The 17,155-nt window shown below is 72.7% G+C and carries 10 protein-coding genes; 5 read left to right on the top strand and 5 right to left on the bottom strand.

Annotation, left to right across the window (positions count from 1 at the left end; translation table 11 throughout):
* Positions 1-18: 18 nt before the first annotated feature.
* Together ABT354_RS04715 and ABT354_RS04720 are read right to left on the bottom strand one after the other, a co-directional pair.
* Positions 19-759: a dioxygenase family protein gene (locus tag ABT354_RS04715; protein WP_351488973.1), complete on the bottom strand. Its 741-nt coding sequence runs from the start codon at positions 757-759 to the stop codon at positions 19-21.
* Between the two features lie 450 nt (positions 760-1,209).
* Positions 1,210-3,891, bottom strand: coding sequence for an ATP-binding protein (locus ABT354_RS04720; protein ID WP_351488976.1), 2,682 nt, complete (start codon positions 3,889-3,891; stop codon positions 1,210-1,212).
* Between the two features lie 503 nt (positions 3,892-4,394).
* Here ABT354_RS04720 and ABT354_RS04725 point away from each other — a divergent pair.
* A complete protein-coding gene (locus ABT354_RS04725) occupies positions 4,395-5,294 on the top strand; it encodes an SCO4651 family lipoprotein (protein ID WP_351488979.1) in 900 nt (299 codons plus the stop codon).
* Positions 5,295-5,601: 307 nt separating this feature from the next.
* On the top strand, positions 5,602-6,081 hold the full coding sequence (locus tag ABT354_RS04730) for a hypothetical protein (protein ID WP_351488982.1): 480 nt from the start codon (positions 5,602-5,604) through the stop codon (positions 6,079-6,081).
* 96 nt (positions 6,082-6,177) lie between these two features.
* Here the strand turns inward: ABT354_RS04730 and ABT354_RS04735 are convergent, their stop codons facing one another.
* Entirely contained in the window at positions 6,178-7,617 is a 1,440-nt protein-coding gene (locus ABT354_RS04735; RefSeq protein ID WP_351488984.1) for an MFS transporter, read from the bottom strand.
* Positions 7,618-7,685: 68 nt separating this feature from the next.
* Here ABT354_RS04735 and dusB point away from each other — a divergent pair, with 68 nt between their 5' ends.
* From dusB to ABT354_RS04750, 3 genes are all read left to right on the top strand, one after another.
* The gene (gene dusB / locus ABT354_RS04740) at positions 7,686-8,867 is read left to right on the top strand and encodes a tRNA dihydrouridine synthase DusB (protein WP_502983317.1); all 1,182 of its coding nucleotides are present in this window, start codon (positions 7,686-7,688) and stop codon (positions 8,865-8,867) included.
* Between the two features lie 383 nt (positions 8,868-9,250).
* Positions 9,251-11,962: a pyruvate, phosphate dikinase gene (gene ppdK / locus ABT354_RS04745; protein WP_351488987.1), complete on the top strand. Its 2,712-nt coding sequence runs from the start codon at positions 9,251-9,253 to the stop codon at positions 11,960-11,962.
* Between the two features lie 587 nt (positions 11,963-12,549).
* Positions 12,550-13,599 (top strand): ArsR/SmtB family transcription factor, encoded by a 1,050-nt coding sequence (locus tag ABT354_RS04750; protein ID WP_351488990.1) that lies wholly within the window; start codon positions 12,550-12,552, stop codon positions 13,597-13,599.
* Positions 13,600-13,644: 45 nt separating this feature from the next.
* Here the strand turns inward: ABT354_RS04750 and ABT354_RS04755 are convergent, their stop codons facing one another.
* Both ABT354_RS04755 and ABT354_RS04760 read right to left on the bottom strand, forming a co-directional pair.
* Positions 13,645-14,802 carry an alkaline phosphatase PhoX gene (locus ABT354_RS04755; RefSeq protein WP_351488993.1) on the bottom strand — a complete coding sequence of 386 codons (1,158 nt, stop codon included), beginning with the start codon at positions 14,800-14,802 and terminating at the stop codon, positions 13,645-13,647.
* A 290-nt stretch (positions 14,803-15,092) separates the two neighbouring features.
* Positions 15,093-17,132, bottom strand: a complete 2,040-nt coding sequence (locus ABT354_RS04760) for an APC family permease (protein WP_351488996.1) — start codon at positions 17,130-17,132, stop codon at positions 15,093-15,095.
* Positions 17,133-17,155: the final 23 nt, after the last annotated feature.

The raw sequence follows: 17,155 nt of genomic DNA on the forward strand, positions 1-17,155 counted from the left end.
TACGGTCGCTGTGGCCGGTCACGGGGCGGTGGTCTTGATGACGAAGTCGAAGGCGCCCGCGTAGACGCCGTCGGTGGGCCCGGTGAGCGCGATCGTGCAGGCCCGGTTGATGATCGTGTCGGCGGCGTTCAGGGCGGCGAAGTCCCTGCCGTACGCCCGGGTGTCGTCGGGGAAGTACAGCTGGGTGATCAGCACCGGCCCGCCCGGGGTCTGCACCATGGTGTGGATGTGCGGGGCACGGGTGCCCCAGCGGCCCGCGTAGTCCCGGGGGATGATCGTGCGCAGCCGGTAGGTGCCCCGGGCGGTCGTGTACTGGTGGCCCCGGAGCGAGAAGCCCGCGGTGTCGTAGTCGCCGTTCTGGTCGCACTGCCAGAAATCGATCAGGGTGCCCGGCAGGGGGCGGCACGCGGCGTCGTAGACGGTGCCGGTCATCACCACCTCCACCCCCTTGATGCCGGGGGTGATCAGATCGGTCCGCTCCGGGGTCTCCGGCTTGAACAGCGGCCCCTCCATCGCGGCGGGTGTCTCATGGCCGTCGCAGGCGGGGGTGAGGGCGATCGGCCGTCCGGCGCGCCGGGCCGCCTCGACCGCGGTCATCGGCGCCGCGGCGGCGGACGGCACGGCCAGGGCCGATGCCCCGGCCGCGCCCAGGGCGGCGGCGGTCACCGTGATCGAGCCGGTCCTGATGAAGGACCTGCGGGACCCGGGCCGGGGCTCCCGTACCGCGCCCGGCGCGCTCTCGGGGTGGTCGTCACGCATGCTGGGTCTCCTCATTCGTCCACAGTGCGGGGGGCTGGACGGGGGCACACCCGGAAGCCTGCGAGGGGCGCGATGCCCCGGGGTGCCCCGCAGGGCCAGCGTGGCTTCGGTGGCCCGGAAGCGGATCAACCACATGACCGGTCGGGTACGGGGCGACGCGTCCGCGTGACGAAACGAAACCCTGGGGGAGGGCGGCGTACCGCCCGGCGTACGGGGGTAGGGGGCGCTGCTCCCCGGTCCCCACCCGGGTGCGCGGCGGCCTGCGGCCGGGCACAGGGGCACGGGGGCACATGGGTGCAGGCGTGCCGGTTCGGTGCGGGTGGGCGGGTACGCGGGTGCCGGGTGCGGTCGGGGTCACCCGCGCCGGGTACGCCGGGCGGCGGGGTCGGTGGCCTCGTCGCGAGGGTCCCGGGTGCCGTGGGGGCAGGGGGCAGGGCCAGACGTCAGGCGTCAGGGCCTCGGGGTCGGGCGGGTGCGGGTGACCCAGAGGGCGATGCGGGTACGGGAGCGGATGTTCAGCTTGTCGCGGATGTGGTTGAGATGGGTGGCCACCGTGCTCGGGGAGACACCGAGACGGGCGGCAATCTCGCGGTTGGTCAGCCCCTCGGCGATCAGCAGGGCGATGGCCGTCTCACGGCCGGTGAGCCGTTCCTCGCCGGGGGCGGAGACCGGGGCGGCGGCGTCCCCGGTGTCGGCCAGGGCGTACGTCCGCAGCTGCGGCCAGCGCAGCCCCCGGCCGCCCGAACCGGCCCGTTCCCGGGCCAGGGGCGGCAGCGCCGACGCGGCACGGGCCGCCGCCGTGCCGACCCGTCGCCGCCAGGGTTCCTCCGGCGCCGCGCCCAGCCGCTCCCGTAACGCCTCCGCCGCGGCGAGGAGCCGTAACGCCCGCTTCACCGCGCCCTGCTCCGCCGCGATCACCGCGAGCCCCTCCAGGGGCTCCACCGCGTACGGGTCCGGCTCCCGCTGCGGGGCCGACCGCAGCGCCTCGGCGAACAGCTCGCGCGCCGCCCCGGGTTCGCCGCGCTCCAGCCGTACCGCACCGGCGGTGTGCAGGGCGAGCCGCACCCGGTGTCCGGCGCCCTCCGCCCGCAGCACCGGAAGGCATTGCTCCAGGAGCGTGTCGGCCTCGGCCGCGGCCCCGGTGCGCAGCAGTGCCCCGGCCAGCCGGTGGCGGCACCACGCCTCGTCGGCGGGGCGGGCGAGCGCGGTCACCAGGGAGAGGGACGCCCGCAGATCGGCGACGGCGCCGGTGAGGGCGCCCGCGCGCAGCCGTGCCTCCGCGCGGGCGTCCAGCGCGTTCGCCAGCAGCGCGGGATCGCCGTCCGTCCGGGCCACGGCCACCGCCCGCCCGGCGCGGCGGAGCGCGGCCGGGGTCTCCCGCCACCGGCAGGCGAGCCGCGCGGCGAGCGCCAGCGCCCCCGCCTGCCAGGGCGTACCGGACTCCAGTGCCCCGGCGCCGGTCAGCAGGGTGAGCGCGGCGGCGGGCCGGTCCCGCCGGAAGTGGATCCGGGCCAGCTCCAGGACGAGCCGCAGATGCGGGCGGCGGCCCTCGGCGGTGGCGGCGGCGACCACCTCGGCGAGGTTCTCGTACTCGTCGTCCCAGGGGCCCGGGGTCCCGTCCGGGAAGACCGCCCGGCCGCCGGGGTCCGCCAGGCCGAGGAGCCGCTCGGCGGCCCGTTCCCGTACGGTGTGCGCCTCCCCGGCCGAGGCCAGCCGGGCCAGCGCGTACGCCCGGACCGGACCGAGCAGCCGGAAGGGGGCGGGTGCCGTCGCGGTGTCCTCGCCGGGGACCCGGGCGATCAGGGACTTGGCCTCCAGCGCGCAGAGCGTCCGTACCACCTCCGCCCGGCCGCGTTCCGGGACGAGGGCCGTGGCCGCCGCGACCCCGAAACCGCCCGGCAGCACCGACAGCCGCCGGAACAGCTCCCGTTCGCGCGCGTCGAGCCGCCGGTGGCTCCCGTCGATCGCGGCGGACAGATCGCGGTGGCGCGCCGGGCCCGCCCGGCTGCCGTCGGAGAGCAGGGCCGGGCCGTCGTCGAGACCGGCCAGGATCTCGCCGGGGCCGAGGGCTCCGCTGCGCCGGGCGGCCAGTTCGACGGCGAGGGGCATCCCGTCGAGCCGCCGGCAGATCTCGGCGACCGGGTCGGCACCGGGGACGCCGTCCGCGAGGGCGGGTACGGGGGCGGGTACGAGGGGATGGACGGGGGCGTACGCGGCCGCCCGTTCCCGGAAGAGGCGTACGGCGTCCGATTCCTGTCCGGGGCCGGTGGGGGAGAGGGCGAGACCGCCGAGGCGGAACACCACCTCGCCCGGTACCCGTAGCGCCTCCCGGCTGGTGGCGAGGATCCGCAGCCGGGGGCAGCGCCGCAGCAGCTCCGCCACGAGCCGGGCGCACTCCCCGGCCAGGTGCTCGCAGGTGTCGAGGACGAGCAGCACCCGCCGGTCCCCGACCGTCCGGGCGACCGTGTCGACGACGTCGACGGCGTCGGCCGCCCGGCTCCCGTGCCAAGCCCCGCACCGGGCGGGCTCGGGACCCGGGCATCCGCGGGGCGGGTTCGCGGTGAAGGCGGCGGCCACCGCCGGGGCCAGGGCGCCGGGGCCGGTCACCGTGTCCAGTTCGGCGAGCCGGGCCGGGGTCCGGGTCGACGCGGCGAACTCCAGGGCGAGCCGGGTCTTGCCGATGCCGCCGGGGCCGGTGAGGGTCAGCAGCCGGGCGGTACGGAACAGGGCGCGCAGCCGGGCGAGTTCACGGCGGCGGCCGACGAAGGAGTCCAGGGGGCGCGGCGGTTCCCGGCCGGGGAGGGCCCGCGCGGCTTCCGTCTCCCCTTCCGGTACGGGGGCGGGGGCCAGGGGCGCGGGGGCCGCCGGGGGCGTGGGGCGGGTGCGGGGGGTTCCGTCACGGCGGTGACGGAACGATTCCGCGCCGAAGGTCTCCCCGGAGATGCCGGTGACTCCGGAGACCCCCGTGACCCCGGAGACACCGGTGACCCCGGAGACGGCCGCGACGGCGGTCCGGCGGCGGAAGGCGCGTTGCCGACAGACCCCCGAGCAGTATCGGGCCGGACGCCCGCCCCGGCTGCCCCGGCCCGGCAGTCCCGCCCCGCACATCTCGCACCTTCGGTCGGCCCTCATCCGCCGCATCCTGACGCAGCGGACGGCCGGGGACCATCATGTGTCCGGTGGCTCTTCGGCCCCGCTCCGCCACCGGCCCGTGTTTGCCGTGTCCGGGGTACGGACGGGCAGCGGATCGTGCCCTCGCGGACGGCCGGACGGCCCGGACCGGGCCGTCCGGACATGCGACCGTTGCGGTGCCCGGTGCCAGGGATCGGCTGTCGGGCGTGCGCCGTTCCGGGCCCACTCCACCATGGGCCGGTCCCGCTGTGCCGGGCCGCTCCCGGGCCCGGACGGCGCGCATGACGTGGCCCGTTCCCCCGGCCCGTCCGCCCTCTCCCGGCCCTCCGGCCTCCCCCGTACCCGCCCCGCGACCTCCCCCGTACCCACCCTGTGCCGGGGCTGTGCCGGTCCGGTAACACCCCTTGTCCGTAAGGATTCCGTGGGCGTCCCATGTGCACGGGCGGTGGGTTGTCAGTGCCCGGGGTTAGCGTGGAGACACACAACGAGGGGATCACCAGATCATGAATCGCACGGTCGTTCGCGCGCTGTCCGTTACCGTCGCCGTCGCGGCGGCGCTGGCCACCGTCACCGCCTGCGGCGGCTCCGACGACACGGCGGGCGGGGACGGCGGCAAGGGCGGCACCCTGCTGAAGCTGGACCCGGTCGCCGCCCTGCGCGAGGTCCAGCAGAAGACCGGTGACGCCCAGTCGGCACGGATCGAGGGCACCACCACCATGGGCGAGATGATGTCCATGGAGCAGTCGGGCGTCCTCGGCTGGTCCGACGGTGTCTCCGGCGAGATGGAGATCACCTACACCGGCGGCACGATGGCGCGGACCATGAAGAGCTCCGGGGTCACCGGCCCCGTGCAGGCGCGGTACTTCAAGGACGGCTATGTGATGAACATGGGCGCCGCCGCCGCCCAGCAGCTCGGCGGGAAGAGCTGGATCCGCTACACCTACGAGGATCTGGAGAAGATGGCGGGCGCGGCCGGCAGCGTCCTGAAGGACCAGATCCAGAACAGCACCCCGCAGCAGTCGGTGAAGGCCCTGCTCGCCTCCGGCGATGTGAAGAGGGTCGGCCAGGAGAAGATTCGGGGAGTGGAGACCACCCACTTCTCCGGGACCGTCGATGTCGCCGAGCTGTCCACGGCCAACAGCGATCTGGACAAGGGCCAGCTGGAGCAGTTCCGCAAGCAGCTCAGCTCCGCCGGGATCACCACCCAGGAGGTCGACATCTGGGTCGACAAGAACCATCTGCTGGTGAAGAAGGTGGAGAGCGGCAAGATGAAGACCGGCTCCTTCGACAGCACGCTCTACTACAGCGACTACGGCACCAAGATATCCGTGGAGCGCCCGCCGGCCTCGGACACCGTCGACTTCCAGGAGCTGATGGCCGCCGCCGGCCAGGGCTCCTCCTGACCGGGGCCGAACGGGGCCGAACGGGACCGACCCGGGCCGAGGGGGACTCGGGCCGTCGGGGACTCGGCGGGACCGGCCGGGGCCGACGGGGACCGGGCAGGACTCGGCGTGACCGACCGGGACGGGGCGGGGTCGTCGGGGGCACGGGCGGGCCGCCGCGCCTGCCCCTCCGTCTGCCCCGGGGATTCCTGACACCACAGGGCGCCATGAGGACGCTGGAGACAGCCGCCGTCGTGCGGTGGGTCCACCCGCGTGCGTCCCCCTGAGCGTTCCGGCCCCGGCCGGGACCCGCCCCGTGAGGAGTCCCATGAAGCTCATCCGGAAGACGGCGACGGCCCTGGCCGTGCTGCTCGCCGCCACCGTGCTGCCCGTCGCCCCGGCGGCGGCCGCCACGGCGGAGCGGCCCGCGCCGCCCCGCAGCTGTCTGGTCGCCGTCGACACCGGCGAGGCCACCTGCTACGACAGCCGCGCCGACCACACCCGGGCGCTCAACCGGCTGCGGGGGGTCCGCGCCGAGATGGGCTCCCTCTACAGCGACGCCAACTACCAGGGGGCCCGGCTCACCTTCCACGGCACCCTTGGCTGCTACTTCCAGTACCCCGAGTTCGCCGATCTGAGCCGGTACGGCTGGAACGACATCGCCAGCTCGGCACAGGCCACCGCCTACTGCCCCTCGATGTCGCTCTACGACCACACCTGGTGGGCGGGCGACTCGATGTGGTTCCGCGCGATGGAGCCCTGGCTGAGGGGTCTGAACGACCGGATCTCCTCCGTCCGGCTCGGCTGAGGTTCGAGCGGTCTGAGTGGTCTGAGCGGTCTGAGAGACCCCGGCTCCCGGACCGGGCCCGAGGCCCGTGGCCCCGGGTCGGTCCGGGGGCCGGGCTCAGGCCCGTGCCCGGTCCGGGGTGCCCCGGGGCTCGGGCCCCTCCAGCTGTTCGGCACAGCGCAGGGCCGTGCCCATGGCCCAGCGGCCACTGGTCGCCGCGCCCACCACCAGGATCACCAGGCCCGCCGCCGCGACGATCCACCAGGCGGCGCGGCTCGCCTCCACGAACGCCGCCGCGTAGCCGGGGCCATGGGCGCCGACGGTCACCCCCGCCGCCAGCACCGTGCCGATCACCGCGACGCCCAGGGTCTGCCCGATCTGGCGGCTGGTGGAGGCGATGGCGGCGGCCACCCCCGCCTGCGCCCGGGGCATCCCGGAGACCGCCGTATTGGTGATGGGGGTGTTCACCAGGCCGAAGCCGATACCGAAGAGCACATAGCCGAGGAAGAGCAGGGTGTCGGAGGTCTCCGCCTCGAAGGCGGCGAAGAGCACTCCGCAGGCCCCTATGGTCGTCCCCGCGATCAGCAGCGGCAGCCGTGGGCCCCGGCTGCCGACCAGCCGCCCCGAGATCGGGGAGCAGACCAGGGTGAGCCCGGCCATCGGGAGCATGTAGAGCCCGGCGTGGAGCGCCGAGTACCCCCGGACATCCTGGAGATAGAGGGTGTTGAGGAAGAGGAAGCCGGCGAGGGAGGCGAAGGCGCACACCGCGATCACGGTGGCCCCGCTGAAGGGCGCGCTGCGGAAGAACCGCAGCTCGATCAGGGGCTCGCGGCGGCGGGGCTCGTACACCAGGAAGCACACCAGGGCGACGGCGGCGATCCCTCCGAAGACGGCGTTCCGCTCGATGATCGCGTAGGTCAGCGAGCCGAGCAGCACCATGATCAGCAGCTGGCCCACCGGGTCGGCCCGCCGGGGGTGCGGCGCCCGGGACTCCGGTACGTACCGCAGGGTCAGCAGCAGCGCCGCGATGCCCACCGGCAGATTGACCCAGAAGATGGAGCGCCAGCCGACGGTGTCCACCAGGAGGCCGCCGACGAGCGGCCCGGCGGCCATGGAGATGCCCACGACGGCGCCCCAGGCGCCGATGGCGCGGGCCCGTTCCGCCGGGTCGGTGAAGACATTGGTGATGATCGACATGGCGACGGGGTTGAGCATGGAGCCGCCGACCGCCTGGATCATGCGGAAGGCGACCAGGGACTCCAGGGTGGGGGCGAGCGAGCAGAGCGCCGACCCCAGGGTGAAGAGGACCAGCCCGGCCATGAAGACCTTCTTGCGGCCGATCCGGTCGGCGGTCGAGCCCGCCAGCATCAGCAGCGAGGCCAGAACCAGGGTGTAGGCGTCGATCGTCCACTGGAGTCCGGAGACCGAGGCGTCCAGCTCCCGGCCCATGGAGGGAAGCGCCACATTGAGGATGGTGTTGTCGAGGCTGACGATCAGCAGACTCATACAGCAGATCGCCAGGACCAGCATCCTCCGCCGGGAGGTCAGCTCGGACATGGCATCGATAGTACGGCTAACTAACCACTCCCGTCCGATCGCGACGCGCCATACGGGACAATGGACGGATGACCACGCTCGTCCCCGCCTCCGGCCCCGTCCCCCCGCCCGCGCGGACGCCCGCCCCGACGCTGGCCATCGGCCCCCACTCGGTCCAGCCGCCGGTGGTCCTGGCGCCCATGGCCGGGATCACCAATGCGCCCTTCAGGACCCTGTGCCGGGAGTTCTCCCGGGGCAAGGGGCTCTTCGTCAGCGAGATGATCACCACGCGGGCGCTGGTCGAGCGCAATGAGAAGACCATGCAGCTGATCCACTTCGACGCGAGCGAGACGCCCCGGTCGATCCAGCTGTACGGGGTGGACCCGGTCACCGTCGGCAAGGCGGTCCGGATGATCGTGGACGAGGATCTGGCCGACCACATCGATCTCAACTTCGGCTGCCCGGTCCCCAAGGTGACCCGCAAGGGCGGTGGCTCCGCGCTGCCGTACAAGCGGCCCCTGCTGCGGGCGATCCTCCGCGAGGCGGTCGCGGGCGCCGGAGCGCTGCCGGTCACCATGAAGATGCGCAAGGGCATCGACGACGACCACCTCACCTATCTCGACGCGGGCCGGATCGCGGTCGAGGAGGGCGTCACCGCCATCGCCCTGCACGGCCGCACCACCGCCCAGCACTACGGCGGCACGGCCGACTGGGAGGCCATCGCCCGGCTCAAGGAGCATGTCCCCGAGATCCCCGTGCTGGGGAACGGGGACATCTGGTCGGCGGCGGACGCCCTGCGGATGGTGCGGGAGACCGGGTGCGACGGGGTGGTCGTGGGGCGCGGCTGTCTGGGGCGCCCCTGGCTCTTCGGCGATCTGGTGTCGGCGTTCGAGGGCGACGGCACCACCGCCGCGCCGACGCTGCGGGAGGTCGCCGCCGTGATGCGGCGCCATGCCGAGCTGCTGGGGGAGTGGATCGGCGACGAGGCGCGCGGGGTGATCGACTTCCGTAAGCATGTGGCCTGGTACCTCAAGGGCTTCGCGGTCGGCTCCGAGATGCGCAAGCGGCTGGCGATCACCTCCTCGCTGGCCGAGCTGGACGAGCAACTGGGGCTGCTCGAACTCGACCAGCCCTGGCCGCTGGGGGCGGACGGGCCGCGCGGCCGTACCTCCGGCAACAACCGGGTGGTGCTCCCGGACGGCTGGCTGAAGGACCCGTACGACTGCTCCGCCGTCGGCGCCGACGCCGAACTGGACACTTCGGGCGGCTGAGCTACGGCCCCAGCCGGTCCGAGGGGCGGCGCGGAGTGCGTGATTCTCACCACCCTTGATAAGGGTTGCGCTCAGATGAGCGAATCTTTGGTGGATGCATCTTTCGGAAGGGTGGCACCCAGTGCCACCCTTTCTGGCTTCACCCCTCCATGAATCCGGCACTCTGTGTCAGCTCTACGCGGGCTGCGGGTTGCCTTCCGTGGGCATGGCTTCAGAGGTTGAAGGAATCCCTCCGGGAGCCGGGGGAGTGACCGGGCTTTCGATCCGCTGGCGGACGAGTGGTTACGGCCGTATGACGGCCAAGTGGACCTCCCCAGGCGCCTTCGATCTGGGTATGTTCCTCGCCGTCAGGGCAGCCACCGAGCCTCGAAAGGTCGAGAGCCGTGTCGGAAAGCAAAGATCACTCGGGCCAGAAGTTCGTTTATGACTTCACCGAAGGCAACCGGGACCTGAAGGACCTGCTCGGCGGCAAGGGCGCCAACCTCGCGGAGATGACCAACCTTCAGCTGCCCGTTCCGCCGGGGTTCACCATCACCACGGAGGCGTGCAAGGTCTATCTCGCCAGCGGTGAGGAGCCGGCCGCCCTGCGCGACGAGGTGAGTGCGCACCTCGATGCCCTGGAGACCCGGATGGGCAAGCGGCTCGGCCAGGCGGACGACCCCCTGCTGGTCTCCGTCCGCTCGGGGGCCAAGTTCTCCATGCCCGGGATGATGGACACCGTCCTCAACATCGGTCTCTCCGACGAGTCGGTCGAGGGGCTGGCCCGGCAGGCGGGGGACGACCGCTTCGCCTGGGACTCGTACCGGCGGCTCATCCAGATGTTCGGCAAGACGGTGCTGGGGGTCGACGGCGACCTCTTCGAGGAGGCGCTGGAGGAGGCCAAGGCGGCCAAGGGCGTCGGGGTGGACACCGATCTCGACGCCGACGATCTGCGGAAACTGGTCCGCGCGTTCAAGGGGATCGTCTCCGTCCGGGCCGGCCGGGCCTTCCCGCAGGACCCCCGGGAGCAGATGGACCTCGCGGTCCGGGCGGTCTTCGACTCCTGGAACGGCGACCGGGCCCGGCTCTACCGCCGCCAGGAGCGCATCCCCAACGACCTGGGCACCGCCGTCAACATCTGCTCCATGGTCTTCGGCAATCTCGGCCCCGACTCCGGTACCGGGGTCGCCTTCACCCGTGACCCGGCCAGCGGCCAGCAGGGCGTCTACGGCGACTACCTCCAGAACGCCCAGGGCGAGGACGTGGTCGCCGGTATCCGCAACACCGTTCCGCTCGCGGAGCTGGAGACCATCGACAAGGCCTCCTACGACCGGCTGATGCAGATCATGGAGACGCTGGAGAACCACTACCTCGACCTCTGCGACATCGAGTTCACCATCGAGCGCGGACAGCTGTGGATGCTCCAGACCCGGGTCGGCAAGCGGACCGCCGGGGCCGCCTTCCGGATCGCCACCCAACTCGTCGACCAGGGGCTGATCGACGAGGCCGAGGCGTTGCGGCGGGTCAACGGCGCCCAGCTCGCCCAGCTGATGTTCCCCCGCTTCGACGAGGGCGCCACCGTGGAGCTGCTGGGCCGGGGCATCGCGGCCTCGCCCGGCGCGGCCGTCGGCAAGGCGGTCTTCGACTCGTACACCGCCGTCAAGTGGTCCCGCTCGGGTGAGCGGGTCATCCTCATCCGCCGGGAGACCAACCCCGACGACCTGGACGGGATGATCGCCGCCGAGGGCATCCTCACCTCGCGCGGCGGCAAGACCTCGCATGCCGCCGTGGTGGCCCGGGGCATGGGGAAGACCTGTGTCTGCGGCGCCGAGGAACTGGACGTCGACACCAAGCGGCGGCGGATGACGGTCGGCGGCACGGTGATCGAGGAGGGCGATGTCATCTCCGTCGACGGCTCCACCGGCAAGGTCTACCGGGGCGAGGTGCCGGTGGTGCCCTCCCCCGTGGTCGAGTACTTCGAGGGCCGGATGCACGCCGGGGCGGACGACGCCGATGAACTGGTGGTGGCCGTCCACCGGATGATGGCCTACGCGGACCGGGTACGCCGGCTGCGGGTGCGGGCCAACGCCGACAACGCCGAGGACGCCCTGCGGGCCCGCCGCTTCGGCGCCCAGGGCATCGGCCTCTGCCGCACCGAGCACATGTTCCTCGGCGAGCGCCGCGAGATGGTGGAGCGGCTGATCCTCGCCGACACCGAGGAGCAGCGCTCCTCGGCACTGGAACAGCTCCTTCCGCTCCAGCGGCGGGACTTCGTGGAGCTGTTCGAGGCGATGGACGGGCTGCCGGTGACGGTGCGCCTCCTGGACCCGCCGCTCCATGAGTTCCTGCCGGACATCACCGAACTCTCGGTACGGGTGGCGCTCGCCGAGGCCCGCGAGGACCACAACGAGAACGATCTGCGGCTCCTCCAGGCCGTCCACCGGCTCCATGAGCAGAACCCCATGCTGGGGCTGCGCGGGGTACGGCTCGGACTGGTCATCCCGGGGCTCTTCACCATGCAGGTCCGGGCCATCGCCGAGGCGGCGGCGGCCCGGAAGGACGCCAAGGGCGACCCGCGCGCCGAGATCATGATCCCGCTGGTGGGCACCGTCCAGGAGCTGGAGATCGTCCGGGACGAGGCCGAGCAGGTCATCGCCGAGGTCGAGGCGGCCACCGGGGTGGAGCTGAGGCTGGCCCTCGGCACCATGATCGAGCTGCCCCGGGCCGCGCTGACGGCGGCACAGATCGCCGAGGCCGCCGAGTTCTTCAGCTTCGGCACCAATGACCTCACCCAGACGGTGTGGGGGTTCTCCCGGGACGATGTGGAGGCCAGCTTCTTCACCGCCTATCTGGAGAAGGGGATCTTCGGGGTCTCACCCTTCGAGACCATCGACCGGGACGGGGTCGGCGCGCTGGTGCGGAGCGCGGTGGTGGCGGGCCGGGCCACCCGGCCCGGACTCAAGCTCGGGGTCTGCGGGGAGCACGGCGGCGACCCGGAATCCGTCCACTTCTTCCATGAGGTGGGCCTGGACTATGTCTCCTGCTCGCCGTTCCGTATCCCGGTGGCACGGCTGGAGGCGGGCCGGGCGGTGATCCTCTCCCACGGTGGCGGCTGACCCTTGCCCACGGCGGCGGCTGACCCTCACCCACGGTGGTGGCCGACCCTTGCCCACGGTGGTGGCCGCTCGGCCACCACCGCGACCCGTGAGTTTCCGGGGCTTCCTGTGGCTTCCTGGGGTTTCCGGGGATTCCACCCGGCGTTGCGGAGCACTTCTGTAAAGGCCCTGTCGATTTATCGCCTTGCCTCTTGATCCGCCTTGCGGGAGGGCCATGCGGTACGAGTGTGAGGCCGAACACACTCACTGTTGCAAGGATCTTGAATAACCCAATTCGACTGCCGTTCGGCCTGTGAAAACAAGGGGCGGGGCGCGGCCGTGGATCCCCATCCATGGCCGCGCCCCATTACCCCAGCCGGACAGGGAGCCGCACCTTCTGTCACCCGCCGCCGGATGTGCGAAGCCCCCCACGGTCTTCGTCCATCCATCGGAGACAGAGGGAACCTGCCCGACGCCGTACAGCCTTTCGGTTCGCACCCAACTCGGGCGAGACATTTCAACTCTGGCTGAAACCCCATGGTGACCGGCTGTGATGGAGTGCATACTCAGTGATCGGGGGCAATTGCGGGTGCAACAGTGGGGGTTCCGTGCTTCGTATCCATTTCACCGGTGACGACCTGGCCCGGGTACGAATGGCAGCCAAGCCAGACGTGTTGTGGGAAACGATTCTCAGTTTTCACCGATTGAGAGAGCGGCGCCGCGCTCAGATGTTCGGTGAATGGCGATCGGAAGCCCGTGCGCGGTTGAATGGTGAAACAAACCTGCTGTCCGCACTGGTGCCACCCCGGGGCTATTTCCCGGATTTCCTCACTCCGCCCGGAGCCGGTGGCGGTCTGGACGCGGGACTGGAGGTGATCCGTGCCACTCCGCCCGAGCGGATGCACATCGAACTCTCCCTGGTCCCGGCGGGCCGGGGCGCTCTGGAGAAGTTCCCCGAGCGCGCCGCCGAACGGGGCTCCGACGGCACCGCCGAGCGGTCCGGCCGGCTCGCCGGGCTCGCCGAGGGGCGCCCCGGGGCGCTCGCCCGGCTGGTCTGCGTCCTCCGGGGCTACCACCGCGCCGCCATCGAGCCCTACTGGGGACACATCCAGGCGCGGGTGGAGGCCGACCGCGCGATACGGGGCCGCGCCCTCCTCGACGGGGGCGCGGCGGAACTGCTCGGTACCCTGCCCCCGGTGCTGCGCTGGCGGGCGCCCGTCCTGGAGGCCGACTACCCCGTCGACCGGGAACTCCACCTGGACGGCCGGGGGCTGCTGCTCCAGCCTTCCCTCTTCTGCCGGGGCACCCCCGTGGTCTACCGGGATGTCACCCTGCCACCGGTCCTGGTCTACCCCGTCGCCCACACCCCCGACCCGGCCTTCGGCGAGGGCACGCCGGGCGGCCTCGGCCCCTCCCTGGGCCGGCTGGTGGGCCATACCCGCTCCGCCGTCCTCCAGGCCATCCGGTACGGCTGCACCACCAGCGAGCTGGCCCGCCGGGCCGGGGTCTCGCTCGCCTCGGCCAGCCAGCACGCCGCCGTGCTCCGGGACGCGGGTCTGGTGCTGACGCTGCGGCACGGGAATTCGGTGCTGCACACCCTGACCCCGCTGGGCGCCGCCCTGCTGCGGGGCGGCGCCCCGGCGGAGGTCAGCGGCTGAGACCCCCTGGGGCACCCCCGTACAGCAAGATCCGGAAGACACTCCCTAGCGGCGGAAGGGGCCCGTCACCTCATAGGTGATCCCGCCCGACGACGACCCGCTCGTCCCGCGCTGGCTGGAGAAGTACAGCCGGGAGCCGTCCGGTGCGAAGGCCGGGCCGGTGATCTCCGACCCCGACTGCCCCTGGAGCCGCAGGAACGGCGCCACCACCCCGTCCGGGGTGATCACACAGATGTCCATGGAGCCGCCGTCCTCCGCGACGAACAGATCGCCCGAGGAGCTGCCCGTCACATTGTCGACGCCGGTCAGCGGGGCGCCCCCGCTGACCAGCGAGTCGTCATAGGCCAGCTCATAGGTGTCGTCGCGCAGATTCAGCTGCCACACCCGGTTGTCGCCCTTGGTGGTGAACCACAGCCGGTCGTCGGCGTAGTGGCAGCCCTCCCCGCCGCTGAACTTCTTCGCCCCCGCCACCTGGGAGCGGGTCGCCGTCGGCGAACCGTCGGGGTCCGGGACATCGGTCCAGCTGTACGGGCCCGAGGTGGCACTGCCCGCCGTGAGCACCTGGAGGGTCCCGGCGGACAGATCGCCCCAGACGGCGGGGAGGAAGCGGTAGAGACAGCCGCTGGACTCGTCCTCCGTCAGATAGACCGCCCGCCGTACCGGATCGGCCGCCGCCGCCTCGTGCTTGAACCGCCCGAGCGCGTCCCGCCGTACCGCCGGCCGTACCCCGTAGGGATCGGTCTCGTACACATACCCCCGGGAGACCTCCTCGCAGGAGAGCCAGGTGTTCCAGGGGGTCGCGCCGCCCGCGCAGTTCAGCCGGGTCCCCGACAGGATCCGATGGGCACCCGTGATCGTCCCCGAGGAGTCGAAGCGGATCGCGCCCGCCCCGCCCGAGGGGTCGATCTCCGAGTTGGAGACATAGACCCAGCCGGCCCCGTCCCTGAAGCAGGCCCCGCCGTCCGGGGCGTTGTGCCAGGTGTACGAGGAGTTCACGACCCGCTCTCCGGAACGGGCGACCACCCGGCCGGTGAAGCCGCCCGGCAGCCGCAGACCGTTGCTGTCGGCGGAGCCGAGCGCGCCATAGGGTCCGGGGCCCGGCTGGGCGGGGTCCGCGTGGGCCGCGCCCCGCCACAGCGAGCCACCGAAGGCGGCGGCCGACATGCCCACGACGGCGGTACGGAGCAGCCCGCGCCGGGGCACCCCCAGTCCGCCTCCGCCGGACCGTCCGTCGCCGGGCCGCCCGTCACCGCCTCCGCCGGACCGTCCGCCGGGTCCTCCGTACCGTGCACCGGCTGTCTCTCCGAGTCGTTCCCTGTGTCGTTCCATGCGTCGCTCCCGGGGGAAGTACCGGCCCGTGCCACCGATCGGCGGAACGGGTCGCGCGACGAGGGAACCTAGAGCCCCAGGTTTGACAGGGCGTCAACTCGCGATGACGGCAGATGGTCGGCTCCGGGGGGATCCCGTGACGGACAGGGCCGTTCCGGGCCGCCTCAGGGCTTCCGGGACTTCGGCGCGCCCCCAGTATCGGGGCCCAGCCGGAAGCGCAGCCGGCAGATCACCGCCTCCGTGTCCCGCCGCACCGCGTGCGCCAGCACCGCCCCGCGCTGGTTCTGGAGCACCCGCTGCCACAGCCGGTCCGGCTCCACCTCCGGGATCAGCACAGTCACCCGGGTGTTCGGGTGGTACTTGTAGATCCGGCGGACATACTCGGAGACCGGGCGTCCTATCGTCCGGTGCTCCGAGTACAGCTCCACCAGCTCCACCCCCGGACTCCACCGCTCCCAGTCCCGGCGCAGCGCCCGGGAGGCCTCCCGGTCCTCCGCGTCGTGCTGATGGGTGACGGTGACCGCCCGTACCTCGTCGCCCAGGGAGACGGCGGCGTTCAGCGCCTCGCTCGTCAGCCGGGACAGATGCGACACCGGGACGATCACCAGGGAGCGGTCCCGGTGCGGAGTCTCGGGCATCCGGCCCAGACCGATCCGCTCGTCGATCCGCCCGTACGCCCGGTGCACCCGCTCGAAGAGCAGCACCAGCGCGGGCAGCGCCACCACGATCAGCCAGGCCCCTTCGGTGAACTTGGTCGCGGTGACCACGACGGCGCTCACCCCGGTCAGCACCGCGCCCAGACCGTTGAGGACCGCCCTGGGCCGCCACCCGGGCGACCGCCGGGCGCGCCAGTGGATCACCATGCCCGTCTGGCAGACGGTGAAGCCGACGAAGACACCGATCGCGAAGAGCGGCACCAGGGTGTTGGTGTCCCCGCCGGAGAAGAGCAGCAGCAGGGTGGCGACGGCGCTCAGGGCGATCACCCCGTGCCGGTGCACCTCCCGGTCGGCCTTCAGCCGGAAGACATGCGGCAGATAGTTGTCCCGGGCCAGCAGGGACATCAGTACCGGCAGCCCCCCGAAGGAGGTGTTCGCGGCGAGCGCCAGCAGCACCACGGTGGCGAACTGCACCACATAGAAGGGCCAGTCGTGGCCGAGCGAGGCCTCCGCGAGCTGGGCGAGGACGGTGACGCCCTCCACCGGCTGGATCCGGAACCGGCCGATCAGCACGGAGAGCCCGATCAGCATCACCCCGAGCAGCGCGCCGAGCGCCACCTCGGTCCGCTGGGCCCGCCGGGCGGCCGGGGCGCGGAAGGAGGGGACGGCGTTGGCGACCGCCTCCACCCCGGTCAGCGCCGAGCAGCCGGCCGCGAACGCCTTGATGAGCAGCAGCGCGCCGACCGTGGTGGCGTTCTCCCCGATCACGGCGGCATGGCCCTCGGCGGTCTCGGTGGAGACCGGGCCGTCCCGCAGCAGCCCGACCGCGATCACGGTCAGGATCGATCCCACGAAGACCGCCGTGGGGACGATGAACGCCCGTGCCGAGTCCACGATCCCGCGCAGGTTCACCCCGGTGACCAGGACCAGCACCCCGAGGCAGAGCCAGAGGCGGTCGTCGTGGAGACCGGGGAAGGCGGAGGTGAGCGCCGCCACGCCCGCCGTCACCGAGACCGCCACATTCAGGACGTAGTCCAGGACCAGCGAGGCGGCGGCGAGCAGTCCGGTGCGCCGGCCCAGATGGGCACGGGCCACCGCGTAGGAGCCGCCGCCGTCCGGGAAGGCGGCGATGACCTGGCGGTACGAGGCGACCAGCACGACCAGCAGGGCCGCGATGGCCAGGGTGACCGGCAGGGTCCAGCCGAGCCCGATACCGCCCGCCGTCGCCAGGACGAGGACGATCGCCTCCGGGCCGTACGCCACCGACGCCATCGCGTCCAGGGAGAGGGCGGCCAGCCCCTGGAGCGCGGTGAGCCGGTGGCGTTCGGCGGTACGGGGCGGCGACACCGGGGCGGCCGGGCCGGCCGGGGCGTCGGAGCCAGCGTCGGGTCCGGGTCCGGGTTCCGGCACCGTGGTGGCCCCGGAGGCGGCGAGGGGTACGGGGGTGGGCGCGGCGGTGGGGACGGGCTCGGATGGCGGGCCTCCGGATCCGCGCCGTCCGCCCGGTCCGGTGCCGGGAGCCCCGGGCGGCGTGGAGAGAGTCGTCATCGTGCGGGTCCTTCGATGGTGAA

Origin of the sequence: Streptomyces sp. NPDC000594, assembly GCF_040299965.1 — a bacterium.
GTDB lineage: Bacteria > Actinomycetota > Actinomycetes > Streptomycetales > Streptomycetaceae > Streptomyces.